Source organism: Marinobacter sp. (assembly GCF_033722735.1).
GTDB lineage: Bacteria > Pseudomonadota > Gammaproteobacteria > Pseudomonadales > Oleiphilaceae > Marinobacter.
The window spans coordinates 154,190-180,010 of the sequence record NZ_JAWVYN010000001.1 but is presented as its reverse complement, the minus strand read 5'-3'; the positions used below and the strand labels follow the sequence as shown (position 1 = coordinate 180,010).

18 protein-coding genes are annotated in these 25,821 nt (G+C 63.3%); 12 read left to right on the top strand and 6 right to left on the bottom strand.

Translation table 11 applies throughout. The features are described 5' to 3' along the window. Positions 1-6 precede the first annotated feature (6 nt). The gene (gene alkB / locus R3175_RS00805) at positions 7-657 is read right to left on the bottom strand and encodes a DNA oxidative demethylase AlkB (protein WP_318941922.1); all 651 of its coding nucleotides are present in this window, start codon (positions 655-657) and stop codon (positions 7-9) included. 196 nt (positions 658-853) lie between these two features. Between alkB and R3175_RS00800 the strand changes: the two genes are divergently transcribed. Then, positions 854-3,724 carry an HD domain-containing phosphohydrolase gene (locus R3175_RS00800; RefSeq protein ID WP_318941605.1) on the top strand — a complete coding sequence of 957 codons (2,871 nt, stop codon included), beginning with the start codon at positions 854-856 and terminating at the stop codon, positions 3,722-3,724. Here the strand turns inward: R3175_RS00800 and R3175_RS00795 are convergent. Then, positions 3,709-4,182, bottom strand: coding sequence for a DUF4124 domain-containing protein (locus tag R3175_RS00795; RefSeq protein WP_318941604.1), 474 nt, complete (start codon positions 4,180-4,182; stop codon positions 3,709-3,711). The two genes, R3175_RS00800 and R3175_RS00795, sit on opposite strands and share 16 nt — an antisense overlap. An 81-nt stretch (positions 4,183-4,263) precedes the next feature. Here R3175_RS00795 and djlA point away from each other — a divergent pair, with 81 nt between their 5' ends. Further along, positions 4,264-5,034 (top strand): co-chaperone DjlA, encoded by a 771-nt coding sequence (djlA, locus tag R3175_RS00790; protein ID WP_318941602.1) that lies wholly within the window; start codon positions 4,264-4,266, stop codon positions 5,032-5,034. Between the two features lie 26 nt (positions 5,035-5,060). Continuing rightward, a complete protein-coding gene (locus R3175_RS00785; protein ID WP_318941601.1) occupies positions 5,061-6,482 on the top strand; it encodes an amidase in 1,422 nt (473 codons plus the stop codon). Between the two features lie 13 nt (positions 6,483-6,495). On the opposite strand, the gene R3175_RS00780 is transcribed toward R3175_RS00785, so the two are convergent. Then, a complete protein-coding gene (locus R3175_RS00780) occupies positions 6,496-8,304 on the bottom strand; it encodes a diguanylate cyclase (RefSeq protein WP_318941600.1) in 1,809 nt (602 codons plus the stop codon). Positions 8,305-8,896: 592 nt separating this feature from the next. Here R3175_RS00780 and R3175_RS00775 point away from each other — a divergent pair. After that, complete coding sequence (locus R3175_RS00775; RefSeq protein WP_318941598.1) at positions 8,897-10,783, top strand: sensor domain-containing phosphodiesterase; 1,887 nt, start codon at positions 8,897-8,899, stop codon at positions 10,781-10,783. Here the strand turns inward: R3175_RS00775 and R3175_RS00770 are convergent, their stop codons facing one another. Next, complete coding sequence (locus R3175_RS00770; protein ID WP_318941597.1) at positions 10,784-11,542, bottom strand: pseudouridine synthase; 759 nt, start codon at positions 11,540-11,542, stop codon at positions 10,784-10,786. Positions 11,543-11,757: 215 nt separating this feature from the next. Between R3175_RS00770 and R3175_RS00765 the strand changes: the two genes are divergently transcribed. From R3175_RS00765 to R3175_RS00730, 8 genes are all read left to right on the top strand, one after another. Beyond that, positions 11,758-12,531, top strand: a complete 774-nt coding sequence (locus R3175_RS00765; RefSeq protein WP_318941595.1) for an ABC transporter ATP-binding protein — start codon at positions 11,758-11,760, stop codon at positions 12,529-12,531. 10 nt (positions 12,532-12,541) lie between these two features. After that, positions 12,542-13,468, top strand: a complete 927-nt coding sequence (locus R3175_RS00760; protein WP_318941593.1) for an iron-siderophore ABC transporter substrate-binding protein — start codon at positions 12,542-12,544, stop codon at positions 13,466-13,468. Then, a complete protein-coding gene (fhuB, locus tag R3175_RS00755; RefSeq protein ID WP_318941592.1) occupies positions 13,458-15,470 on the top strand; it encodes a Fe(3+)-hydroxamate ABC transporter permease FhuB in 2,013 nt (670 codons plus the stop codon). The genes R3175_RS00760 and fhuB overlap by 11 nt, the downstream gene beginning before the upstream one ends. Continuing rightward, positions 15,457-16,218: a (2Fe-2S)-binding protein gene (locus R3175_RS00750; protein ID WP_318941591.1), complete on the top strand. Its 762-nt coding sequence runs from the start codon at positions 15,457-15,459 to the stop codon at positions 16,216-16,218. Before fhuB ends, R3175_RS00750 begins: the two co-directional genes overlap by 14 nt. 325 nt (positions 16,219-16,543) lie before the next feature. After that, positions 16,544-18,169, top strand: a complete 1,626-nt coding sequence (locus tag R3175_RS00745; protein ID WP_318941589.1) for a methyl-accepting chemotaxis protein — start codon at positions 16,544-16,546, stop codon at positions 18,167-18,169. A gap of 182 nt (positions 18,170-18,351) precedes the next feature. Then, entirely contained in the window at positions 18,352-20,058 is a 1,707-nt protein-coding gene (locus R3175_RS00740) for a neutral/alkaline non-lysosomal ceramidase N-terminal domain-containing protein (protein WP_318941588.1), read from the top strand. Positions 20,059-20,387: 329 nt separating this feature from the next. Then, complete coding sequence (gene ilvG / locus R3175_RS00735; RefSeq protein ID WP_318941587.1) at positions 20,388-22,094, top strand: acetolactate synthase 2 catalytic subunit; 1,707 nt, start codon at positions 20,388-20,390, stop codon at positions 22,092-22,094. Continuing rightward, the gene (locus R3175_RS00730; RefSeq protein ID WP_318941586.1) at positions 22,091-22,360 is read left to right on the top strand and encodes an ACT domain-containing protein; all 270 of its coding nucleotides are present in this window, start codon (positions 22,091-22,093) and stop codon (positions 22,358-22,360) included. The genes ilvG and R3175_RS00730 overlap by 4 nt, the downstream gene beginning before the upstream one ends. Before the next feature lie 40 nt (positions 22,361-22,400). Here the strand turns inward: R3175_RS00730 and R3175_RS00725 are convergent, their stop codons facing one another. Together R3175_RS00725 and R3175_RS00720 are read right to left on the bottom strand one after the other, a co-directional pair. Next, the gene (locus R3175_RS00725; protein ID WP_318941585.1) at positions 22,401-24,566 is read right to left on the bottom strand and encodes a TonB-dependent siderophore receptor; all 2,166 of its coding nucleotides are present in this window, start codon (positions 24,564-24,566) and stop codon (positions 22,401-22,403) included. 175 nt (positions 24,567-24,741) lie between these two features. Then, the gene (locus R3175_RS00720) at positions 24,742-25,773 is read right to left on the bottom strand and encodes a proline racemase family protein (protein WP_318941584.1); all 1,032 of its coding nucleotides are present in this window, start codon (positions 25,771-25,773) and stop codon (positions 24,742-24,744) included. Between the last annotated feature and the right edge of the window lie 48 nt (positions 25,774-25,821).

Sequence of the window (25,821 nt, the reverse complement as noted above, 5' to 3'; positions counted from 1 at the left end):
GCCGGTTCAATCGGCCCGACGCAGGGTCAGGTTGAACCGGCACTCGCCGGTGAGTGGGTGCTGGCCCGGCTTCAGCGCCAGCACGCCGTGATAGCGCAGCCGCGACGGCCCACCCCAGACCACCACATCGCCGTGTTCCAGCAGCACCCGCTGGGGCCGGTCGTTACGCCGCAGGCCGCCAAACTGGAACACCACGGGTAGCCCCAGGGAAACAGAGACGATAGGTTGGCCAAAATCCCGTTCGTTCTTGTCCTGGTGCAGCGACATACGTGCGCCCGGGCGGTAACGGTTGATCAGGCAGGCGTCGGGGGCAAATTCGTCGAACCCCGCTGCACAGGCGGCATCACCGGCCAGCCGGCTGAACAGCGCGGGCATCGCTGGCCAGGGTTCTCCGGATTGCGGGTCGGTGGACTGATAGCGATAACCGGTGCGGTCGGTGACCCAGCCCAGGCGACCGCAGTTGGTCATGGCCGCAGACATGGTGTACCCACCGGGAGTCTTCATCTGGCGAAAGGCCGCCTGGCTCTGCACCGTCTCGATATGACGCACCAACGCCTCTGCCCGGCCTAGAGCGAAACGGCGCAACACCACCGCCCCATCGGCCAACGCCAGCACCGCCGCAACCGCCGAGTTCTGGTCAAAAAGATCCGGCGTCAGCAAATCGTGTTGTTTCACCTCGCCCTCCTGTCTTGGCCCCAGGGGAGTAACTTCCTTGGGCGACCCCGCTGTATGCGGAAACTCCCAGTGTCTTCTACAGTTAGAACTATTGTAGAGCGAGGCCTTGGGTTTCGGCCATGATCGCGACCGAACCCTGCCAGTTGCTCGCCCGCATACATGACATAAGGAATTCGACTTGGTCTCCCGCTACCGCCAGTCTGCCCAGATTTCCCTCGCCCTGCTGATTGCCACCACCATTACCGTGGGCATGCTGTTGCTCACCCTGGTGCTGGTGGGGCAGAGCTATCGCGGGCTGGAATCCGCCAAACTGGCCGCCGCCCGGGACTCGGCCACGCAGCTATCAGTGAATGTTAACGACCGCATCCGTGCCATTACCAATCCCCCGTCCCTGGCCCTGACCCTGCTCAGCCAGGACCCATTGCGGGAAGCCGGCACCCTGGAGCCGCGCCTGCGGCGCCTGCCGGTGGTCGCCAGCATTCTAAGCCAAAGCGATATTGTCAGTGCGGTCTATGCAGGCTACGACAACGGCGAATTCTTCCTGCTCCGCAAGGTGGAGAGTTCCGGTCGCCAGCAGTTTCCCGATGCGCCCCTGGCGGCCAAGTACCTGCTGCAAACGGTGACCCGCACCGCTAAGGGTGAGATGGTCGGCGAATGGCACTTCTACGATGCCGCGCTCAACCTGCTGAGCCGCACCGTGCGGCCCGGCTACCGATTCGATCCCCGCACCCGGCCCTGGTACCGATCAGCCACCGACCTGGCCGACACCGCCCTGACCTCCCCCTACATTTTTTTCACCACCCGGGAGGTGGGGCTCACCCTGTCCCGCCCCTTCCACGCCAATGGCGGAGTGATGGGCATCGACGTCACGGTCACGGACCTCAGCCGCCAGTTGCAGCAATTGCGACTGACCCCAAGCACCCAGATTGCCATCGTGGACAGTCAGGATTCGGTGATTGCCCTATCCAACCCGGACGATCTGCTGGGCGACAATCCCGAACAGCAGGAGCTGGTGACCCTGGACCAGTTGCCAGACCCGACGCTGGGCCGCCTCGCCCAGTTGACTCCGGAAGCGGGCATGGTCCCTTTCGACAGTCAGGGCGAGGAGTACTACGGCCTGAGCGTGGCGTTGGACTCGCTCAGCGCCAACGAACTGAGGATTGTGCTGGCGATCCCGGCGGATGAACTGCTTGCGGATGTCTGGGCCTCGCTGTCACGGCAGACCAAGATTGCAGCCGCCATTGCCCTGCTGTTGCTGATCCTCGGCTGGTTCCTGGGCAACCGGGTGGGCAAGCCACTGGAAAACCTGACCAACCGGGTAAGCGCCCTGTCCCGTTTCCGTTTCGACACCTCGGTGCGAGTCGACTCCCACATTCGCGAGGCCCACCGGCTGAGCACCGCCCTGGACGACATGGCCAAGACCATCCGCAGTTTCCAGAACATCTCCCTCACCCTGAATCGGGGCAAGAACCTGGATGAACTGCTGCAGGACGTGCTGGAGCAGATCGTCCACATCGTCGGCCAGCGACGTGGGGCGATCTACCTGTACAGCCGAACCCAGCAACGGCTGAACCTGGCGGTGAACGAAAGGCTGCAGCTGTCGGAACACATTGAAAACATTGGTCCGGATGCCGACGATAACGACGTCCTTCGCCAACTGCGTCGCGAAATCACCGGCCATCCGATTTTCGCCATCCTGCGCAATCGCCGGCAGGATCTGGTGGGGGCCCTGGTGATAGAAATGGAGGTGGGTGAGCAGACGCACCTCAGTGACGACCTGATTGTGTTCGTCAATGAGATTGCCGGCTCAGCAGCGGTGGCCATCGAAACCCGGGAGCTGATCGAGAGCCAGCAGGCGCTGCTGGACGGCATCATTCGCCTGGTGGCCAATGCCATCGACACCAAGTCGCCTTACACCAGCGGCCACTGCAACCGGGTGCCGGAACTGGCCAAGATGCTGGTGGACGAAGCGGCCCGCAGCCAGCAGGAGCCATTCCGCCACTTTCACCTCAACGACGACGAAGCCTACGAATTCCACCTGGCGGCCTGGCTCCATGACTGCGGCAAGATCACCAGCCCGGAGTATGTGGTGGACAAGGCCACCAAGCTGGAGACCATCTACAACCGCATTCACGAAGTCCGGACCCGGTTCGAGGTCCTGCACCGGGATGCAGAAATCCAATACCTGCGCGATCTGCAGGCAGGCGCGGAGCCAACGGACGCCCAACGGCGCCGTGACGACACCCAGGCAGCGTTGCAGGAGGAGTTCGCGTTGGTGGCCAGGGCCAACATCGGCGGCGAGTTCATGTCGCAGGCCGACATCGACCGGGTCCACACCATCGGCCAACGCACCTGGCTGCGGCACTTCAGTGACCGCATTGGGTTGAGCCGAGACGAACTCGAACGACTGGCCGGTCAGCCCGCCCCCCCGCTGCCGGCCAAGGAATCACTGCTGGCCGACAAACCCGGTCACCTGGAACCCTGGGGCGATCGCATCCCCCCGGTTACCCGGGACGATCCGCGCAACCGCTGGGGCTTTGATATGGCGCTGCCGGAACATGCCTTCAATCGCGGCGAACTCTACAACCTCTCCATCGAACGGGGCACCCTGACCCCCGAGGAACGGTTCAAGATCAATGAACACATCGTCCAGACCATTGTCATGCTCGACGCCCTGCCGTTGCCGGACAAGCTCTCCCGGGTTCCCCACCTGGCGGGCACCCACCACGAACGCATGGACGGTGAGGGCTATCCCTGCCGGCTGGGCGAAGCCGAGCTGGGCATTCCGGAGAAGGTAATGGCGATTGCCGACATCTTCGAGGCCCTCACCGCCCGCGATCGCCCCTACAAGGAAGGCAAGCCCCTGACCGAGGCCCTGGGCATCATGACGCGAATGGTGAACGACGGACACATCGATGCCGAAGTGTTCCGGTTGTTCATCCGCTCCCGGGTGTATCGGCGCTATGCCGAGACTTATCTCAGCACCGCCCAGATCGACACTGTGGACGAAGAGGCTCTGCTGGCCCAGCTGGCTCAGGCGCCACACTGATCGTTGTAGCGCTGGCGCATACGCACACGGTAGGCGTCGCCTTCGGCATCGCTGAGGAACACCCGTTCGCCCCGTTCGTCCAGCCGGTAAAAGACGGAGATGGAGTCCATGTGGTGCAAGCGGGCTGCCAGTCGCTGACAGCTCTCCTGCGCCTTTGTCTCAATACGGTGCTGTTCGGCCCGGTTCTGTTCGCGGACCAACCGCTCCTGTTCCAGTCTGTCAGCAAATGAACGGATCCGGTCACTCTGGCCTGGGTTGCGGGCGCTATCGTCGGATCCCAATGAAGCCGGAGGTACAACGGCAATGGGTTCCGCCTCCGCCGACGCGGGCGGCCGATCGCCAAAGTGCACCCGGCCATCGGCATCGGTCCACTTGTAGACGCCGGCATGGACCAATACGGCACTTCCCCACACCAGCAATACGGCTACGACTTTGGCCCCGTATCCACAGCAATTCATAGCGAACTCCCCTGTTCTGACCTGTTTCCCTGCCCAAAAACCGTATACTCTGCCGCATACGAACAAGGTAAGGATAGCAACATGTTGTTTCCGATCATCATTGGCGGCCTGATTGGCTACCAGTTCGGCCGATTTCCCGGCTTTTTGATTGGCGCCGTCGCCGGCGTACTGCTCGCCCAATATCTCAAGGGCCGTGTGCGGTCCCGCCTGGCCGACCTCCAGTCCGCCTTCATCGAACCGATGTTTGCGGTCATGGGCGCCCTGTGCAAGGCCGATGGCGTGGTCACGCGGGACGAAATCCAGGTGGCCGAGCAGTTTTTCAATCGCTTTCGGCTGTCACAACAGCAGCGAGAAGTTGCCAAGGCCGCCTTCAACCGGGGTAAGGCACCAGAGTTTGACCTGGACGCCGAACTCGACCGTTTCCTGCGCGCCAGCCGGGGCCAGCCCATGCTGCTGCAACTGTTCCTGCAACTGCAAGTCTCCGCAGTGGCCGCCGACGGTCAGGTGCACCCGGAAGAGCACGCCATGCTGGTGCGGATTGCCCGCAAGCTGGGCCTGCCGGAATCCCAGGTGGACCAATTGGAAGCCATGCTGCGCGGCGCTCATGCCGATACCGCCGGCACCAGCTCCAGCCAACAGCTGGACGATGCCTATAAGGTGCTGGGGGTGTCAGCCGACGCCAGTGACCAGGAGGTAAAACGAGCCTACCGCAAGCTGATGAGCGAGAACCACCCGGACAAGCTGGCGGGTCGGGGCCTACCTGAGAGCATGCGTGAGATGGCGGAGGAAAAGACCCGCGAGATCAGCCATGCCTACGACATCGTAACCAATGCCCGCAAAGCCACTCAATGAATGGCCCCCAGGATACCCCAACCATCATGACCGCTCAGCAGCGCCCCGAATCGATCCACGCCTTTGGTGACGACGCCCTCGCCAGCCACGATGCCACCGCCCTGGCCCAGTTGATACGGGCCGGCAAGCTGAGCATCGAGGAGGTGCAGGCGGCCGCTCTGGCGCGGGAGTCCCGGGTAGCTCCCTTGCTCAATGGCGCGGTTCGAACCGGCCAGGAGGTGCCTCCCCCGGTCCAGCGCACGGCGAATTCCGGCAGCTTCGCCGGCGTCCCCACGTACCTCAAGGACAACACCGATGTGCGGGGTTATCCCACCGGACACGGTACCGCAGCCTTTACACCCGCAACCTGCCGCCGGGACAGCCCGTTTAGCCGCCAGTACCTGGCGCAGGGGTTTGTCTGCCTCGGCAAGAGCGCGCTGCCAGAGTTCGGTTTCAACGCCAGTACCGAGCCTGCCCATGGCGAACCCACCCGCAATCCCTGGAATCCAGACTATTCCGCCGGTGCCTCGTCCGGTGGTTCGGCGGCCCTGGTGGCCGCCGGCGTGGTGCCCATTGCCCACGCCAATGACGGCGGTGGCTCCATCCGGATACCGGCAGCCTGCTGCGGACTGGTAGGTCTGAAACCCAGCCGGGGACGTCTGGTGGACAACCCGGCGGCACGGGCCCTGCCGGTGAACATTGTCAGTGAAGGGGTGGTTACCCGCACGGTTCGGGACACCGCAAACTTCTATGCCGAAGCGGAAGCCTACTACCATAACCGCAAACTGCCGCTCTTGGGCCGGGTCACTGGACCGGGTCAAACGCCCTTACGCATTGGCCTGGTCACGGATTCGGTGAACGGATACCGTACCGATACCGAGACCCGGGCAGCGGTGGAGGCAACCGGCAAACTGCTGCAATCGCTTGGGCACGAGGTTACCCCCATCCCCGTCCCCATTGGCGCGCAATTCGCCGAAGACTTTGCCCTGTACTGGGGGATGCTGGCCGCATTGGTGCAAGGGTCCGGTCCCTGGCTGTTCGATGGCGATTTCGACCGGCAGCAAGTGGACGGACTGACCGCGGGGCTGAGCCGCATGTTCCGCCAGCAGGCGTTTCGGTTACCCGGCGCCCTCTGGCGCCTGCGCCGGTCCAGCCAGACGTTCGCCCGGGGCATCTCCGGCTACGACGCGGTCCTGATGCCGGTGGTGGGTCATACCACACCCCGTCTCGGTCACCTAAGCCCTTTGGCGCCTTTCGATACCCTGTTTGAACGCCTGACGTACTACGTCGGTTTTACGCCCCTGGCCAATGCCACCGGGGCACCCGCCATCGCCCTGCCCATGGCAATGACAAATGAAGGCTTGCCGGTGGCGGTGCAGTTGATGGCCCCCTACGGCCAGGATCGAACCCTGTTGGAACTCGCCTTTGCCCTCGAGGAGGCTGCCCCCTTCGCCAGCTTGGCCCGGTAGCAGCCGTCACGGCTCAGGAATGCTGGCTCCCCTCCTCCAGGGAATTAACCGGGTGGTTGACCACCACCCGGTTACGCCCTTGCTCCTTGGCCTGGTACAGGGCACTGTCGGCCGACTCGAACAGCGCCTTGGTCTGGTCTGGCTGGCGAGGCGTCAGGGTGGATACCCCAACACTGACCGTAAGCTGAATTGACGCCTCCGAGACCCGGAAGGCGACCCGCTCGATATCCTCACGAATGCGCTCGGCCACCCGTTCCGCTCCCTCTTCAGGCGTCTCCGGCAACAGCACCACAAATTCCTCGCCACCGTAACGGGCAGCCAGGTCCTGGGGACGGGTGACGTGGTCGCGGATTTTCTTTGCCACCATCTGCAGACAATCGTCCCCCACCAGGTGACCATAGGTGTCGTTGAACCGCTTGAAATGATCGATATCGATCACCAGCAGCGACAACGGCTGGTCAAAACGATAGGCTCGTACGCAGGCCGACTGGAAAGCCCTGTCGAAGAAGGCCCGGTTCTTCAGGCCAGTCAGGCTGTCGGTGGCGCTCATTTCCATCAGCCTTGCATTCAGTTTCTCCAGATCCCGGGTCCGCTCTTGCACCCGATCTTCCAGCAGACTGTTAGCTTCACGTTGAATCCGGAGGGATTTCTCCTGTGCCCGCCTGGCCTTACGTTCTTCCATCAACAGGCGTTGCTGAGCCTGAAAGGCGGTCTTTTTCTCCCGGTTGAGCCGATCCGCCAGGGCAACGGACAGCAGGATCACCCCCAAGGCGGACCCGATCTGCGTGGCGTTCTCGGTCAGGAAGTGACGGGGCAGCACCGTGAACTTGCTCAGCGCCAGGACAATGCCGCCAAACAGCATGAAGACCCACGCCACGGTGTAATAGCGCGCGGCCGGATCCCGGCGCATCAGCCTGATCACACTCATCAACAGCATCATGCCACAGCCCAGGGTGGCCAGGGTGATGGTGGGTAAGATCAACAGACGGTAAGGCGTGATCCAACCCGCCATGGCAAACAGCCCGGCAACCGCTATGCCCGCCTGGGTTATCCGGCACAGCCAGTAATGGCTCTGCGGATTGACGCTCAGGAAGCGCAAGGTGAAGGCGCCGCCAAACACCACCACCAGGTTCAGGAAAACGATGATGGCCTGATCATTCCAGCGAGTCGCATTCGGCCAGAGGTACTGGAACGCCAACCCGCTGAGGCTGGCAATGAACAGGGGCATGGCCGTGATGTAGCCCACGTAATACAGGAAACTCCGCTCCCCGACGGCCATGAAGACGAACAGGTTGTAGAGAATCATCACCAGCACGATGCCAAAATACAGGCCTTCAAACAGGTTGCCGGCCTGGTCCGAGGCGTGGAAGGCCTCCTGCCGCCACAGGGTCAACGGAACCTGCATGGAACTTGTGGTTTCCACCCGGAGAAAGAGCGTCTGCACCTGGTTTGGCGGCAACAACAGCGGCACCAGGAAATTACGGTGCAGAACCGGGCGTTCATAGAAAGGCTGCTTGTCCCCCAGCCGCCAGGACTTGCGCAGTTCCCCGCCATTGACAAGATACACATCCACCTGGTCGAGAACCGGGTAGGCAATTTCCAGATAGGCAGACGCCTCCAGGTTCCCCCCGTATTGGACAGCAACCCGAAACCAGTAGGCCTGGTCGCCATAACCAAAACTGAGGTGGTCGGAACCGTTCTTCTGCCACTGATCATCGGAGAGTGCCCGAACCTGTGCCAGCGTCAGACCGCCGGCCGGCTCCACCAGATAATCCACCGATTTCACAACGTCCATCCGCTGGCTGTGGGGTTGCCAGGTCACGGGCGAAGCCTGGGCATGCAAGCCCCCCAGAAGACTCAGGATAAGACAAAGTACTGGCCTGATTGCAGCCACCGTGAGAGCACCTCTGACGCTTATTATTGTATTGACCCCCGAACCTGCGTAACGATCATTGCAGAGCGGCCCGCCTCACAATTCAGCCACCGGGTGGTAATCACAGTATGCGACAACCTGGCCTGAACTGCTGCCCATAAAGTAAAAAGATTCAAATATATAACAAAACACTACAGAGCAATTCGGTGACAAACCACATTGCCCGGTTACTCCCCGGTCAATTGGACAGGCCCAAAACCTGTTGCCATTATTAAGGAGCCTTTGCATATTTTCGCTTCGCCGCTGTGTGTTCTGAAGGCTGTCGCTGCAGGTGATTCACCACCGATGCGGCTCACCACCAGTAAGCCTGGGCTACGCGTGGATTGCCCCTGGCAAGAGCCGCAAGCCAGCAGAAGTGGCTTTCAGGGCGTGCCCTTCGGGGCTTCAAGAGCTGACCCGGAGATATGCAAAGGCTCCTTAAACAAACCAGGTCGGTCCGTATTACCAGCAACCTGTTAACCCGGAGCGGCAACCACCCAACATGTCAGACAGCCGAATCTTTACCAGCTTTCATGAAAAGCTGATGATGCTCAGTCACAGCACTGACTTCATCAATGAGCGCCGTGACCGGAAACTGGCCGCATTGGCCGAACTGTGCGCCGAAGCGCTGGGGATCGAGCGGGTGAGTGTCTGGCTGTTGAGTCATGGTCACGATCGGATAACCTGCGAGTACCTGTTCGACGAGAGTCTGCGGAAGGCCGGCGCCGCCGAGTATGATCCGACCGAACCGCTAATCCTGTATCGGAACGATCACCCCCGTTATTTCGAACTGCTCGGCAAGGCCAGGCTGATCGACGCCTCCAACGCCCGGGAAGACCCGGCCACCCTGTCCTTCCGGGACAACTACCTGATCCCCCTGGGCATCCATTCCATGCTGGATGCCCCCATCTTCGACGGGGCACGGCCCAGCGGCGTGATTTGTCTGGAAAGCCTGCGACCGCACAACTGGACCCTGCCCGAGCTGTCCTTCGTGGTGGCGGTCGCGGATACCATCAGCCTGATCAATACCCACGAGGCGTGGCTCGACTCCAAGCGCAAGCTCGACTACATCACCCATTTTGACAGCCTTACCGGCCTGGCCAACCTGAACAGCCTCCGTGACCGTATGGGCTACCTGGTCAGCAAGGCCCGGCACCTGAATCACAGCGCCTTCCTGCTGGTGTGGGTAGACCTGGACCGGCTGAAGGCCATCAACGACGGCCTGGGGCCCCAAGTGGGTGATGCGGTCATTGCCGAAACCGGGCGACGTCTGAGCGAGCTGAAGCTGCCGGGCAAGGACCTGCTGGCCCGCATAGGTGGCGACGAGTTCGCCCTGATCCTCGATAGCGCGGCCCAGTCAGAGGCGGTGGACAGGATATCCGATCGCATTCGGCGGGAAATCCAGCGGCCCCTCAAGGTCCATGGCCAGCAACTGACCCTCAGTGCCAGCCTGGGCATCTGCGAGTACCCGACCGACGGTGACGATGCCGAGTCCCTGCTACGAAGCGCCGAAGCGGCCATGTACTGTGCCAAGCAGCAGGGCCAAAGCCAAGCCTGTCGCTTCGACACCTCAATCCAGGCCACCGCCCGCTCACGCTTCGCCCTGGAACGGGAGCTCCGGCAGGCCATACACAACGACACCCTGAACGTTTACTACCAGCCGATCTACAACGGCGACGCCAGCGCCATGGTCAGTGCGGAGGCGCTGGTGCGGTGGGAGCACCCCGAACGGGGCTTGCTGTCACCGATGGAATTTCTGGAGGTGGCGCGCGGGGCCGGTCTGATGTACGAGCTGGGACGCTGCGTGCTGCGACGGGTCTGCCTGCACCTGCAGCAGGCCCGGTCACGGCACGTCCAGATGCCGGTGATCACCGTCAACCTGGCGGCGGAACAGGTGCTGAAGCCGGAGCTGCCCGACGACATCAACGCCGTCTGTAAGGACTTCGGGGTATGCCCCAGCACGCTGCACTTCGAGGTCACCGAAGACGCCATCCAGGGGGACTCCAATGCCTTGCGCACCATACTGAAAAGACTGGTCAAAGCCGGTTCGGAGCTGGCCATTGACGACTTCGGCACCGGCTACTCGTCGCTGTCCCGCCTCAAAGCCCTGCCGTTCTCCAAGATCAAGATCGACCGCTCCTTCATCATGGACCTTCCGAACGACGAGGACGACTGCGCCATTACCCTGTCCATCATCGGGCTGGCCAAGGGGTTGGGACTGTCCGTCGTGGCAGAGGGGGTGGAAACCGAGGCCCACGAGCAGTGGCTCCAGGCCCAGGGATGCCAGTTCCTGCAAGGGTATCGTTACAGCCGGCCAGTGCCGTTTGCGACGTTGCTGGAACGGTTTATCTTCAACGCCCGTGTTCCCATCGCGCCCTACCGCGATTAGTCAGCTCGACACCAGCGCCGCCCTGCCGCCGGGAAAGATGTCCAGCACCTGTTGGAAACTGGCCTCCGGCGCGGCTTCAATGCTGAACCATTGACCATCCACTGGGTGACGGAAGGCTATTCTTACCGCAGCCAATAACAGACGGCCCTGCCCATAGCGCTGTGCGAAATAGCGGTTATGACGGCCACGGCCGTGGTTGGCATCGCCGATGATGGGGTGGCTGATGTGTTTCAGGTGCCGACGCAGCTGATGCTTGCGTCCGGTTTTCGGGGATAGCTCCACCAGCGCATAACGGCTGGTGGGGTAGGTCTCGATGGCCACCGGCAGCTCAGTGGTGGCCAGGGTACGGTACAGCGTCCGGGCCTCCCGCACGGTTTGCTCGTGGTCTTTGAGACGCCGGTCCTCAGGCTCGTCCTTCAGGGGATGGTCAATTTCCCCACAGGCCTGGGGCCAGCCCCTCACCACCGCCAGGTAGGTCTTGTCCACCGCTCCGGCCATCATCTGCTGCCCCAGGACACGGGCGATTTCGGGATGACGGGCAAATACCAGCACCCCCGAGGTGGGTCGGTCCAGACGGTGAACCGGGTACACATGCCGCCCCCGGTTCAGGGCCCGTGCGAACTGCAGGGCAAACTCAGTCTCGTGGCGATCAATCGGGCTGCGATGCACCAGCAGACCCGCGGGCTTGTGCACCACCAGCAGGGCATCGTCCTGGTACAACAATGTCAACGGATTGTGGGGAGGAGTCACGGTGGCCATCCGGGGGTTCCAGTGAAGATCCGGCTATCTTAAGGGTTTTCCCGAAGCCGCCCAATCCTCGCCGTCACGACGGCGTTATTGATAATTGTTCGCATTTTTATTAACCTCCTCACCTTGTTAGGCGAGCATCGCTACAACTCTGGCCCACCCCTGGTTCCCAGAACGTCTCAGCGGCTCCCTGGCATTCCATTTAGCCCGTTTCGGTGGGATTGCCCATGTCACATTTTTTCCAGATTCGCGAACTCGGCGTCGATATTGGCTCAACGCCCATTCTCCGTGACCTCAGCCTCGACTTCCATGATGGCCAGGTAACGGGCCTGCTGGGCCACAACGGCTCCGGCAAGTCCACCCTGCTGAAGGTGCTGGCCCGCCAGTTGGAGCCCTCCCGCGGGCAGCTCACGGTCAATGGCGACGATTTCCAGTCGCTGGGGCAACGGGATTTCGCCAAGCTGGTGGGCTACCTGCCCCAGTATCCCCCGGCCACCGACGGCCTGACGGTTCGCGAACTGGTGGCGCTGGGGCGCTACCCCTGGAAAGGCCCCCTGGGCCGTTACCGGGACGAAGATCACCGCATCATCGACCAGGCCATTGCCGACACCGGGCTGGAAACCTTCCGCCACCGCTGCGTCGACACCCTGTCCGGTGGTGAACGCCAACGGGCCTGGATTGCGATGTTGCTGGCCCAACAGACCCGCTGCCTGCTGCTGGACGAACCCATCTCGGCCCTGGACGTGCTCCATCAGGTGGAAACCCTGCGGCTGATTCACCGGCTGGCGGAACAGCGGGCGTTAACGGTGGTGATGGTGCTGCACGACGTGGACCTGGCCGCCCGCTTCTGCGATCGGCTGGTGGCGCTCAGGGGCGGCGAGATCAACGCCGACGGGACGCCGGACGAGATCATGAACGAACCAACCCTGGAGTCCATCTATCGGGTTCCAATGGGGGTGATGGAGCGGGCACCAGGCCAGTGGGTGTCCTATGTCTGCTAGGAACCAAACGATGGCCATGGCATTGCTCAAGTCCGCTTCACTGTTGTTGCTCACCCTCGCAACCGGCCTGGCGCAGGCTCAAACCTGGCACCACGAACGCGGCACCATCACACTGGAACAGCCCCCACAACGGGTGGTGGCGCTGAACTGGGCCGCCACCGAAGCCCTGCTGCTGCTGGACATCACCCCGGTGGGCGCGGCGGACAAGGACTATTACAGGGTCTGGGTGCAGGAGCCCGAACTACCTGACAGCGTGGCCAACGTTGGCACCCGCAGCTCCCCCAGCCTCGCCGCCATCAGCGAGCTGCAACCGGACCTGATCGTCACCAGCGGGCAGCTGGCTCCAGCCTATGAGCAGTTGCAACGCATCGCCCCCACTTACGTGATCAGCGTGTACGACGAAGGGGTGGTTCCCAGTGAGCAGGCCACCACCATGCTGAAAACCCTGGGCCAGATGTTCAACCGCGAATCCCGGGCCGAGGCTGTGCTGGCCGGGATCAGCGCCAAACTGGCCGCCAACCGCGAACGCCTGGCAGCTGCCGGCCTGACCGACAAGCCGGTGGCCATCGTCAACTTCATGGATGATCGTCACGTTCGGGTCTACGCACCCAATGGTCTGCTCCAGGCCGGGCTGGAGGGACTGGGCCTCAGCAACGCCTGGACCAGCGATGGCAATTTCTGGGGATTTTCCCTGGTGGGCCTGGAGGCCCTGGCCCCACTGGGAGATGCCCGGCTGGTGGCCATCTCCCCGACCCCACCGGGGTTGAGTGAGCAGCTCAGCCGAAGCCCCTTCTGGACGCACCTGCCCATGGTTCGCAACCGGGAGGTCTACCAGATCAACCCGGTCTGGACCTTCGGCGGTGTCCACTCCATCAGCCGCCTGGCGGACGAACTGACCGATCAGCTACTGCAGGGCGGGGGCAGCAATGTACGCTAGCGAGCCCCCCATCCGCCCCGCCAGACTGCCGGCCATCGCCCTGCTGATCTGGGCCACAGCCCTGGTGGCCTCCAGCCAGCCCTGGCTTGGCGAGCTTTCCGTACCCGCCATGCTGTCGGCGCTGTGGGCCCCGAACACCAGCAACTTCAGCGAGCTGGTGGTGCATTACAGTTGGGCGCCCAGACTGGCCATGGCGGTGTTGATTGGCGCCGGGCTGGGGCTGGCCGGTGCCGTACTGCAACAGGTGCTGCGCAACCCCCTCGCCTCCCCCACCACCCTCGGCGTGGAATCCGGGGCACAACTCGCCATTGCAGTCGCCACCATGTACCTGCCCGGTATCCTGGCCTTCAGCCCGGACCTGATCGCCGTGGCCGGCGGGGTCACCGGCACCGGACTGGTGATCGCCCTCACCTGGCGCCTGGGCTTCTCCCCGGTAACCGTGATTCTCGCGGGCATGGTGGTCAGCTTCTTCCTGGGCGCCGTCAACGCCGCGTTCATGCTGTTCCACGGCGAGTTCCTGGGCAACCTGTTCATCTGGGGCGCGGGCTCGCTGGTGCAGAACGACTGGTCCCAGTTCCAGAGTCTCTGGCCCCGGGTGGCGCTGTTGAGCATCGCCATGATTCTGTTGATGCGCCCGCTCCAGCTACTGCAGCTTGGCGCCGACAACGCCAAGGCGCTGGGCGCCAGTGTGACCGCCCTGCGCTTTCTGGCACTGGCCCTGGTAATCGTCCTGACCGCCAGCGTGGTCAGCCGGGTCGGGGTGATCGCCTTCGTCGGACTGGCGGCACCGGCCCTGGCCCGCCTGCTGGGTGCCCGAACCCTGCAGCAGCACCTGCACTGGAGCACCCTGTTTGGCGCCGGGCTGTTGCTGTTGTCCGATGCCCTGGCACAGTGGGCGACGGCCTGGTCCGCCGGCGACCTGGTACCCACCGGCACGGCCACGGCCCTGATCGGCGGTCCCATCTTGCTGATGGCTCTGCGTCACCTGAAGAACGATGATCACATGCCCGGCCAGGCATCCGGCCCGGCCAGCTTCAATCCAACCCGGACGCCGCTGCTGCCGGTACTGGGCGTCATCGGACTGCTGCTGGCCGTGGTCGTCATTCTCGCCATGTCCTGGTCACCCTCTCTCTCCGGCTGGCGCTGGACGCCGTTCAGCGACTGGCCCGACGCCTGGGACTGGCGCGGTCCCCGCTTCCTGGCAGCGGTGACCGCCGGCCTGGTACTGGGCGTGGCCGGCACCCTCATCCAGCGCCTGACCGGCAATGTCATGGCCAGCCCGGAAATGCTAGGTATCAGCAGTGGCGCCGCCCTGGCCATGGTGGTGCTCACCCTGCTGGGCCTCAATCCGGGACGGGGCGGTCAGTTGCTGGCCGGTGCCGCAGGGGGGGCGCTGGTGTTGGCCCTGCTGTTCCTGCTCTCCCGTCGTCACCGCTTCTCCGGTCATCAGCTACTGCTGGGCGGGGTTGCGATCTATGTCTTCATGGACGCGGGCATTCGCATGGCACTGGCCGGAGGCGGCACCGAGGCGATGAAACTGCTGAACTGGCTCTCCGGCTCCACCTGGCTGGTGACCGACCTGGAGGCCATTGGCCTGGCTGCGGTTGCGTTGGTGTTGGTGGGCCTGACGGGGCTCAGTCAGCGGGTCCTGACCATTCTCCCCTTGGGCGAGGCCACCACCCAGGCCCTGGGCATCCCGGTGGCACCGGCACGACTGCTGATTCTGCTGCTGGCCGCCCTGCTGACCGCCGCCGCGACCATCATCATCGGCCCGCTCAGTTTTGTGGGCCTGATGGCGCCGCACCTGGCCCGCATGCTGGGCCAACAGACTGTGGGACGACAGATGCTGATTGCCGGCCTGGTGGGCGCCGTATTGCTGGGGCTGGCGGACTACCTGGCCCGGGTGGTGCTGTTCCCGAACCAACTGCCGGCGGGCATTCTCGCCGCCATCGTGGGCGGCACCTACTTCCTGTGGGGACTGAGTCGTCATGAACGCGGCTGAACCTGTCCTGTTCGAACCGCCCCGCAACCCTCTGGCCAGCTACCGTCTGCTGCTGGAACAGAGCGGTTGCGACCGTGACCTGTTGCGGCCTGAGCCCCAATCCACCGCGGGTAAGCCGGGAAAGTCAGTGGTGAGTCTGGCGAACATCCTGGTACATCCCGAGCGCTTTCGGCTCCTGTTACAGGGGGCCGCCGCCCGCCAGGGCACGGACACCCGGACCCTGGCCTCCGTACTCCATCAGAACCTGGCCCTGCAGGTGATCGGCCCATTGGTGGTCGACCTGTTCCTGGATCATCAAACCACCCTGGCCCAGCCGGCGTCGATCTGGCTCGAGCTGGGTGACAGCTCTGGCCAGTGGCATTTTGAACGCAGCGGCGACCTGGTGGGAGAGAAAGTCTTCACCGAGCGAACCGCGGCGCAGGCCAGGGACTGGTACCGGACCTTCCGAAAGGACCTGGGGGTGAGCGCCGGGGCCTACTGGAGCAGCACCGGCCTTGCCTTTTGCGCCCCCTACTCGGCGCTGTACAACCTGGCGCCCCCCGACGCCTTGTGCCGACAAGCCACCGACTGGCTGGCACGGTTCGATTGTGATGCGAAACGCTTTATCGACTGGATCCCGTTCAGCTTCAACCAGCAGGCCTGCGCCATTCCCCAGCGCCGGGGCTGCTGCCAGAAGTACCGCCTGCCTGACGGCGCTTACTGTGGTACTTGTGGCATCTACCGCAAGGAACGTCTGCAACCGCGCTAGCCGGCAGGCCCGACGACCGGTGGTGCCGGCTAACCGGCCACACCGAACAGCAACACCACGCCAACAACAAAGGTCGCCACCCCCAGGCCGATGGCCGCCAGTTTGAGTCCCTCCAGTACCTCGGCATCCGTTGTCATCGCTCCCTCCATTAGATCAATCACCGATGGAGCCCCAAACACTAAATGATAACCATTATCAACTGCAAGTCATTTTAGGCACCGTTACAAATGTCACACAAGCGTCACATTTAACCTACTGACTACAAATATACTCATGGTAGGTTGTTCAACTTTTTCCACCGACCGACCCTCCGATGGAGACGCCCATGAACTGGTATTCACGCAGCATTCTCAATCGGGTACTGACCATTGTGCTAGCGGCCAACCTGGTTGTGGCGGCTGTGGCAGCGTTCTACTTTTCATACTCGCTGCAGGCCAAGGACGATTACGACCATCTCGCCGGCAGACAAATGGTCAGCGCCCTGGAGGCCCAGGACATCCTGATCACCTTCAAGACCCAGGTCCAGGAATGGAAGAACGTCTTGATCCGCGGCGCTGACCCGGACCAGTTGTCCAAATACTGGGGCCGCTTCCAGGAACGGGAGGCCGAAATTCAAGCCCAACTGGCTGAGCTGATTCCCCAACTGGAGACCCCGCAGGCGATCGCACTGATGTCCGAATTTCAGCGGGCCCACCAAACCATGGGGACCGCCTACCGGCGGGGATACCAGGCTTTTGTGGATGCCGGTATGGACGTGTCCGCCGGCGATCGGGCCGTCGCGGGCATCGATCGCGAGCCGGCCAAGCTGATCGATGAAGCCGCAACGGCAATCCGCAGCCAAACCCTGGCCGAAGCCGGGCGGATCAGCACGAATGTGGCCACCAACACCTGGCGGGTGGGCGTCATCCTGCTGCTGGCAATCGCCCTCGGCACCGTCGCGTGTCTGCTGGTGCTGATGCGTGCGGTAATCAAGCCAACCCAGACCATGACGGCTCAGCTGCAGCAGCTGAGCAACGGTGATCTGTCGGAGCGGGTGACCCTGGAGCGTGAAGACGAACTCGGCCAACTGGCCGAGGCCGCCCGTCGACTGCACGACTTCCTGTCCGCCACCGGGCGACAGATGACCACCACCGCGGAACAACTGAAGCACACCCGCGACATCATCTCCGGCAATGCCGACAAGGTCTCGTCGCAATCCAGCGACGCGCACCTGCGCATCGACCAGGTGGCCACGGCCATGAACGAAATGTCTGCCACCGCCCAGGACGTGGCGCAGCACGCAACCTCCGTGGCCCACCAGGTGCAGGAAACCTCCCAGCAGACCAGCCAGGCCGACCAGGAAATCAACCGGGCCATGGACAGCATGACCCGACTGGCCGAGCAGATCCGCACCTCGGCGGAAACGGTCAACCAACTGGCCGAAGACGGCCGCCGGGTCAGTGATGTGATGAAGGTGATCCGTGAAATTGCCGACCAGACTAACCTGCTGGCCCTCAACGCCGCCATCGAAGCGGCCCGTGCAGGGGAAGCCGGCCGGGGGTTCGCCGTGGTCGCGGATGAGGTGAGAAACCTGGCCGCCAAGACTCAGGATGCCACCGTGGAGATCGACCGGATCGTCGAGGCCATCGCCTCCGGCTCCCGGGACGCTACCGAGTACATGCAGGCCAGTGAGATCGTGACCCAGGAGACCACCGATGCGGTGTCCACGGTGCGGGAAACCCTGCTCAGCATCAATCGCAGCATGGCCAGCGTCAGTGACGCCACCACCCAGGTGGCCACCGCTGCGGAAGAGCAGACCAGCGTGAGCGAGGACATCAACCGCAACATCACGGAAGTGGCGGATATTTCCGGGCGGATGAACCAGGCCGCCAGCGAGAACCAGAAGACCGTGCCGGAACTCGACCGCATGGCGGGCGAAGCGGAGGGCATCGCCGCCCGCTTCCGCCACTGATCCCTGCAAACCAATGAGTCGTTACCCACCGGGGCGGACAGCCAGTCCGCCCCGCTCCTTCCAGGACCGACTGCTCCACCAGGCCGATTGGGCCGATCCCACCCCATATAGTGACTAGTTATCACGTTTGATTTACTGTGACCAACGCCCATTCGAAAGGACAACAACAGGATAGCGCCACTATGTACACTGCCGGTTGGAGCAAACGGGAAATGGTCCTCACCCCCCGGGGCTACGCCATGCACGGCTATGGCCAATGGCATCACAGAGCCTTCGGCAGCCAGTCCCCGCTGTATAGCCGGGTCCTCTACCTTGAGGATCGGCACGGCAAGGCACTGATCTTCTGCTGCCTCGACCTGGGCTACATCACCCATGCCATGCGTTCGGGCATTGTCGAACGATTGGCTCAGCAACTGGGCGACACTTTCTGTGAAGAAGCCCTGGTGCTCACCTGCACCCACACCCATTCCGGCCCTGGTGGCTGCAGCCACGAGGCGCTCTACAACCTGGTGACGCCAGGTTACGTGCCCGCCCACGTCGAGGCTATCGTGGCGGCCACCACGGAGGCGGTCAGCGAAGCCCATCAGTCAGCCTCTGCCACCGAGATCAGTTTCGCCGAAGCGCAATTCGCGCCGGAGACGCCGGTGGCCTGGAACCGGTCGGTGGCGGCCTACAACCGCAATCCGGACGTGATCCAACGGAACGCCCGCAGCACCCACCTGGCCCTGGACCGCACCATGCCGGTGATTCAGTTCCGACGCCAGGGTCGGACCGAAGCGCTATTGTCGCTGTTCGGCGTCCACGCCACCTGCGTGGGCAGCCGTCAACACCGCTACGACGGCGACAACAAGGGCTATGCCGCTGCCGAAGCGGAAGCCCGGCTCGAGCGTGATGGCGCCCAACGCCCCGTCGCCATCTTCGCCCAGGGTACCGCCGGCGACGTTTCCCCCCATTACCATGGCCCAGGCGACGCCAGACGGCGCCGGCGACTGCGGGGACACGCCGAGTACGCCTACGCCCGTCGTAATGGCAGTTACCAGACCGACCTGGCCTTCCAGGCCCTCCAGCGAAGCCAGATGCCGGTCAGTGATACGGGAATCGACGCCCTGCTGAGCTACCTGGACTTCTCCAACCGACAGGCCGATTCCCGGTTCGCCAACGGCGTCCACGAGGCCTACACCAGCGAGCCCTGTCACGGGGTCGCCTTCTTTGCCGGCGCTCCCATCGATGGCCCTGGCCTGCCGGCTCCGCTGGCAGCGGGCGCCCGCTGGCTGGCGCGCCGGCTGCGCAAGCGGCGGCTCAAGGGACCGGACCGGTCCCGTTATCAATCCCTCTACCGGTCCCAGGGCGGCAAGGACATTCTGCTGGAGGCCGGAAGCAAACGGATCCTGGGCATGCCGCTCACCCGACTGAAGCTGCCGGATCTGGCCGACCCGACGGTGGCGGAACTGAAACGCCAGGCTCGCACCGGCGCCATCGACCGCAGCGCCCTGGTGCCATCGGTACTGCCGCTCCAGATCGTCATCCTCGGCCAGTTGGCCCTGGTGTGCTGCCCGGGCGAATTCACCACCGTGGCCGGGGCCCGGGTGCGGGACACCGTGGCCCACGCCCTGGCCGGCACCGGTGTCCAGCAAGTGCTGATCTGCACCTACTGCAATGACTACATGGGCTACGTCACCACCCGCGAGGAATACCAGCTGCAGCGCTACGAGGGCGGGCACACGGTGTTTGGCCAGTGGACCCTGGCGGCTTTCCAGAGCGAGTTCGCCCGGCTCGCCGCTGAGCTCAACAAGCCCGGCTCCCAGCGGAGCTACGACCGGACCACACGGCCCGAACCTGCGCCAGCGGAGGAGCTGGCGTTGCGTGCCAACCTGACGCCACCCCGTTGAGGCCCTGGCAACAAATTTTCCTTCGAGGTCAAAAAAAACTTGAAAGCCTGTCACGGCGTGGGGTAAATTTTCGCCATTGTTGTCCAATTACTGTTGTTAACCGATTACAACCGAAGCCCGTAATTCCATGAACTTCAACGCTGTCATCGTCCTAGTGAAGCTTGTCCTGGTGGTCGTGGTGCCATCCGGGGGCTTTTGCGTGGACGAGCGGGTGAGATAGCGACAACACCTGAACCGAACACCCAAAGCCCCCGGCATCGAAAGATCCCGGGGGCTTTTTTTTTACCCGGGAAAAAGCATCGCTGCCAACGACGATTTAAGGAACTGACATGAACGGCGCACAACACATCCTCGAGGCGTTCCAACGCCACCAGATCGATACCGTTTTCGGCTACCCCGGCGGCTGCATCATGCCGCTGTACGATGCCCTGGTGGACTCGGAGGCTGTAGAGCATGTGCTGTGCCGCCATGAACAGGGTTGCGCCCTGGCCGCGGATGGCTACGCCCGCGCCAGTGGCCGGCTGGGGGTGTGCATCGCCACCTCCGGCCCCGGTGCCACCAACCTGATAACCGGCGTGGCCAATGCCCACCGTGATTCCATCCCAATGCTGGTGATCACCGGCCAGGTCCCCTCCGCCCTGATCGGCACCGACGCTTTCCAGGAGACCGACGTACTCGGCATGGCCCTCGGCATCGTCAAGCACAGCTACCTGGTCACCGAGGCCGACGACTTGCCCGCCATCATGGAGGAGGCCATCACCCTGGCCCAGCATGGTCGCCCCGGTCCGGTCTGGGTGGACATCCCCAAGGACGTATTACTCCACGAGGTTACCACTCGGGCGCCCCAGCCTGACCGAGCCACGGCAATCGAGACTGCCGACATCGGCACCGCCCTGGAGCTGCTGCGCAGCGCCGAACGCCCGCTGCTCTACAGCGGTGGCGGTGTAGTGCTGGGCAACGCCGAATCGGCGTTCCGTCGCTTCGCCGAATCCTCCGGCCTGCCGGGTGTGGCCACCCTCAAAGGCATAGGCAACCACCGCAAGGGCGACCCCAACTACCTGGGCATGCTGGGGATGCACGGCTCCCGCGCCGCCAACGAGGCGGTGGAGGCCTGTGATCTGTTGTTCATTGTCGGTGCCCGCCTCGATGACCGGGCCACCGGCAACCTGGCCGGCTTCGCCCCGGGCGCCAGAGTCATCCACCTCGACGCGGACAACGCCGAATTCGACAAGCTGAGGGCCGCGGACGTCGCCCTGGGCGGCGATCTCCCCGCCCTGCTCGACCGTTTCACCGAGGCAGTGCAGACGCATCCCCTGACAATCGCCCCCTGGCGGGAGCAGTGCCGGCGCGAACGCACCACCAAGGGCTTCCAGGCGGCCGATAACGAAGAGGCCCTGGCTCCGATCAGCGGCCCGGCGTTCATTCGCCAACTGTCCCGGATTACCCCGGATGACGCCATCATCGCCTGCGATGTGGGTCAGCACCAGATGTGGGTCGCCCAGCATTACCAGTTCGATCACCCCCGCCATCACCTGACCAGTGGCGGTCTCGGCACCATGGGCTTCGGGCTGCCCGCCGCCATCGGAGCCCAGTTCGCCTGCCCCGACCAGGCCGTCATCAACGTCAGTGGCGATGGCTCGTTCATGATGAATGCCCAGGAGTTGGCCACCGTCCGTCGCTACCGCCTGCCGGTGAAGCTGATCATCCTGGACAACCAGTGCCTGGGCATGGTGCGCCAGCAGCAGGAGCTGTTCTATGGCAACCGGGAAAGCCAGATCAACCTGGACGACAATCCGGACTTCGTGGCCATGGCCCGGGCCTTCGACATCCCCGCCCTGCACATTGAACGCACCGACCAGATTCGTCGGGGTATCGAGACCATCCTCGCCTACGACGGTCCGATGCTGCTGCACGTGGCCATCGCCCGGGAGGAAAACGTCTGGCCCATCGTCAAACCCGGCGCCAGCAACCGGGACATGCTGGACGCGAGCCAGCAACGACAGGAAAACACCAACCACAAGGAGACCGCGGCATGAGCCAGCCAACCGCCCAGGAGTACCAGATCGACTGCCAGATGACGTCCGAACCAGCCGCGTTGGAGCGCCTGTGCCAGGTGGTTCGGGTTCGGGGCTTCGAGGTCACCGATGTCAACGCTTCACTGCGGGACCAGCAGTGGCGTATCGCCCTGACGGTGCGGGGCAGCCGGTCGGTGGAGATGCTGCGCAAGCAGCTGGAGAAACTCCATACGGTGGAGCGGGTGATAGCAGACGCCGCCCTGCGGGTTACCCAACGCAGCGCCTGAGAGCAGGAGTGAGCCCCCTGGGATGGGGGCTCGGGCTGGATCAGTAGGTCCAAGACACAGTCAGGTCGGCGCTGACCGGCTCGCCGTAGTACCCCTGGTTGGCCCAATACAGGCTGGTGATGTACTTCTCGTCGGTGACGTTGTAGACGTTGACGGTGGCGTTCCAGTTGGGGGTGAAGTCGTAACTGGCCATCAGGTCCACCAGGGCGTAGCTGTCCTGGCGGGTCACGATGGACTCACCCGCGTTGGGCTGGCCCTCGGCCACCACACCCTGGTCCCGCTCGGTGTCCGACTGCCAGCGCACCAGCGCGCCCACTTTCAGGCCGTCCACCGCCGGCAACTGATAGGTGCCGCGGGCCCGGATCAGGTGCTCCGGCACGAATTCGCGGGCCGGGTTGTTGTCGGCGTCCTCGATGTCCACGTAGCTGTAACCGGCCATCAACTGGATACGCTCGCCAACGGCGCCCACCACTTCCATCTCAATACCGTCACTGGTCAGGCCGTCGGATTCCTCGTAGATGGTGTCGCCATTGGCTGCCGTTCCCGTGGCGCTCGCCACGTTCTTCTGCTCGGTGTGGAACAGCGCCACTGTGGTCTGCAGACGCTTGTCCAGGAACTCGCTCTTCAGACCAAGCTCATAGTTGTCACCCTCAATCGGGTCGAGGCGATCACCGTTGATGTCTTCCTCGGTCTGCGGGGTGAAGATCTGGCTGTAGCTGGCGTAGACCGAGTGCTGGTCGGTCAGGTCGTAAACCAGGCCGCCGTAGGGGGTTTCCACCGCGTCGTAGCTGGTGTCCTTGCTGGAGCCATAGTTGATGCCATGGCTGTCCAGCCAGGTCACCCGCAGACCGGTGATGGCGCTCAGACGGTCGGTAAGGGACCAGCGGGCCGCGGCGTAGGTGCTGTAGTACTTGTCGGTCCAGTCACTGCCGTCCTGGAAGGCGTCGAACGCGGGCTCCGGATAATCACCATCCCAGTCCTCCAAGGCAGGCAGCGGCGTGCCAATGCCCTGACCGTAGTCGGACACATCGTCCAGTTCGGAGTAGGACCAGTTCGCCCCGACCACCAGTTCGTGGTCACGTCCGGCCAGTTCAAACGGCCCGGAAGCGTACAGGTCGGCAATCCATTGTTCTTTATCCAGAGCGTATTTGCTCGGGAAGGAGAACAACCCTTCCCCGGTGGCGCTGTCCGGCTGACCAAACTGGTAGAACAGCTTGGAGTCGCTGTTGATTTCCAGCCGGGTCACGTTCAGCTTGGCCTGCCAGCCACCCGCCAGTTCCTGGGCCAGTTCCACGAAGGTGTTGTGGTTGCGGCTGTTCCAGTAAGCCCAGTCTGCGGAAGTGCTGGTGGAGCGCTTGTAGTCGGTGGCGGTGCCGTCGCTGTAGTACAGCGGCAGCGCCCCCCACAGCGGGCTGTCGGCGTCGGAGGTCTGGGTGAGGTGGCCGACGGTCAGCAGGGTGGTGTCGGTCAGGTCCGCCTCGATGATACCGGAGAACAGCTTGCGGGTGCTCTCATAGCGGTCCAGGTGGCTGTCCCGGGTCTGCCCGCCGACCACCAGGCGGCCGCGAACATCGCCGGACTCGGACATGGCGCCGGAGACGTCCGCCACCAGCCGACCGTGATTGAACGAGCCCGCCGTTGCCTTAATGGACGCCTGGGTGTCGGCGGTCGGACGCTTGCGGATGAAGTTCACGGTGGCGGATGGGTTACCGATACCGGTCATCAGCCCATTCGCGCCGCGCAGGACTTCCACCCGGTCAAAGAACGCGGTATCGATCTTGCCCAGCACGTTGCCATACACCATGGGCAAACCGACACCATCGTACTGGAAGTTAGTGATGTCAAAACCTCGTGCGGTGTAGTAGGTGCGATCCGTTTCCGGCTTCTCCACCGTGACACCCGTTGTGCTCTGCAGCACATCGTTGACGTCGTCCTGGGCGAAGTCGTCCATCTGTTGACGGGTCACCACGGACACCGACTGTGGCGTTTCCCGGTGGGTCAGGTTCAGCTTGGTGGCGGTGCGGGTGGAACCCACGGTATAGCTGCCGGTGGATTCGGAGGCCGGCTCACCACGCTCGCCATTGACTTCAATGGCCTCGAGGCTCCTTGCTTCGTTTTCCGCGGCAAAGGCGGCGGGACTCATGGCCAGCAGGATGGCGGTCGCCAATCCGCAACGGCGGAAGGCAGGGGTCTGGACATTGGACATTACAGCGCTCCGTAAAATGACGACTAACTTTCGGGCGCCAATCTTAATGAGAGTAATTTTTATTTACAACTTCTTTATGAATTGATGTTCACAAATGCCCCGCCATCTGCCGGTCCGGGCCCGGCAGACGCCCGCAGAGATTGCCTGCGGCCCCTACCATGAATGAGCTGGTAACTTATTGGCCATCCAGCTTTTTCAGGATGGTCTCCAGCTCGAAACTCTCCACCAGCGGATCGTCCAGATCGAGCATGATGTTGGAATAGGCCAATGTCCAGGCCCGTCCGGTGATCTCACTGTTCATCGCCCGGAATCCCCCGACCGAGGCCTCACCCAGCACGGTGCCAAGGAACGAACTGCCCCGGGGCGAGATGGTTTCCAGGGTTTGGCCATCGTGGATCTGGCCGCTCTCGTACATCAAGGCCAAGCGGGCGGAGGTTCCGGTGCCGGTAGGACTGCGACAGATCACGCCAGGGTGAACGTACGTCGCCGAGCGGGACCGGAACCCCATCGCGGTTTCTTCCAGTGGGCCCATGAAATGGGCAAACGGCAGCGGTCCAACCCGCCCCAGGTCAGGGTGGTCCTGAGTCACGGCCGGTCGCGCTTCCTCAACGAAGGCCAAGCCAAATTTGGCCAGTTCAGGCATCTCATCCGCAACCAGTTCAAATCCAAGACTGGCCGCATCCACCAGCGCAAAATAGGCGCCGCTCCAGACCAGGGAAAACGGTACCGTGCCATAGCCGGTCACCGACGCCTTCAGGTGGCGCTCGGCCACGAAGGCGGGCTCACTGCGGGTGGTGATGGACTCTACCCGTCCGTTGCGATTGATGGCGGTGACGTGGGCCAGTCCGGCCGGAGATTCCAGCACCAGTTGCTGCTCCCCTTCTTCCATCGGGACCAGGCCGTTCTCCAGGATCGCAGTGGCGGTGCAGATGGTGTTCGATCCCGAGTACAGTGGGTAGCCCATCGCCTCCATGATGATGTAACCGGCCTGGGCCTTGGGGTTGGAAGGCGGCACGATCAGGTTGATGGACATGAACGGGTCGCCGTAGGGTTCGTTCAGCAGCCAGCGCCGAAATTCATCGCCATAGGCCTGGAGGTAGCGCATCTGCTCCAGCACACTGCTCCCAGGCAAGGGGCCAACGCCGTTGACGACAATGCGGCTGACATCGCCGCCGGACTGCAGGTCCACCAGATCGATTTTTCTCATCCGGTGTCCTGGCGGGAAATGGGGTTTAGTCCATGGCATGACGGGATC

What these genes read in the sequence shown, in the direction of transcription:
- R3175_RS00770 (WP_318941597.1), bottom strand. Translation starts at nt 11,542, where the DNA reads ATGGCCACCGTGACTCCTCCCCACAATCCGTTGACATTGTTGTACCAG.
- R3175_RS00720 (WP_318941584.1), bottom strand. Translation starts at nt 25,773, where the DNA reads ATGAGAAAAATCGATCTGGTGGACCTGCAGTCCGGCGGCGATGTCAGC.
- R3175_RS00730 (WP_318941586.1), top strand. Translation starts at nt 22,091, where the DNA reads ATGAGCCAGCCAACCGCCCAGGAGTACCAGATCGACTGCCAGATGACG.
- djlA (WP_318941602.1), top strand. Translation starts at nt 4,264, where the DNA reads ATGTTGTTTCCGATCATCATTGGCGGCCTGATTGGCTACCAGTTCGGC.
- R3175_RS00760 (WP_318941593.1), top strand. Translation starts at nt 12,542, where the DNA reads ATGGCCATGGCATTGCTCAAGTCCGCTTCACTGTTGTTGCTCACCCTC.
- ilvG (WP_318941587.1), top strand. Translation starts at nt 20,388, where the DNA reads ATGAACGGCGCACAACACATCCTCGAGGCGTTCCAACGCCACCAGATC.
- R3175_RS00795 (WP_318941604.1), bottom strand. Translation starts at nt 4,182, where the DNA reads ATGAATTGCTGTGGATACGGGGCCAAAGTCGTAGCCGTATTGCTGGTG.
- fhuB (WP_318941592.1), top strand. Translation starts at nt 13,458, where the DNA reads ATGTACGCTAGCGAGCCCCCCATCCGCCCCGCCAGACTGCCGGCCATC.
- R3175_RS00785 (WP_318941601.1), top strand. Translation starts at nt 5,061, where the DNA reads ATGACCGCTCAGCAGCGCCCCGAATCGATCCACGCCTTTGGTGACGAC.
- R3175_RS00725 (WP_318941585.1), bottom strand. Translation starts at nt 24,566, where the DNA reads ATGTCCAATGTCCAGACCCCTGCCTTCCGCCGTTGCGGATTGGCGACC.
- R3175_RS00745 (WP_318941589.1), top strand. Translation starts at nt 16,544, where the DNA reads ATGAACTGGTATTCACGCAGCATTCTCAATCGGGTACTGACCATTGTG.
- R3175_RS00740 (WP_318941588.1), top strand. Translation starts at nt 18,352, where the DNA reads ATGTACACTGCCGGTTGGAGCAAACGGGAAATGGTCCTCACCCCCCGG.
- R3175_RS00750 (WP_318941591.1), top strand. Translation starts at nt 15,457, where the DNA reads ATGAACGCGGCTGAACCTGTCCTGTTCGAACCGCCCCGCAACCCTCTG.
- R3175_RS00765 (WP_318941595.1), top strand. Translation starts at nt 11,758, where the DNA reads ATGTCACATTTTTTCCAGATTCGCGAACTCGGCGTCGATATTGGCTCA.
- R3175_RS00775 (WP_318941598.1), top strand. Translation starts at nt 8,897, where the DNA reads ATGTCAGACAGCCGAATCTTTACCAGCTTTCATGAAAAGCTGATGATG.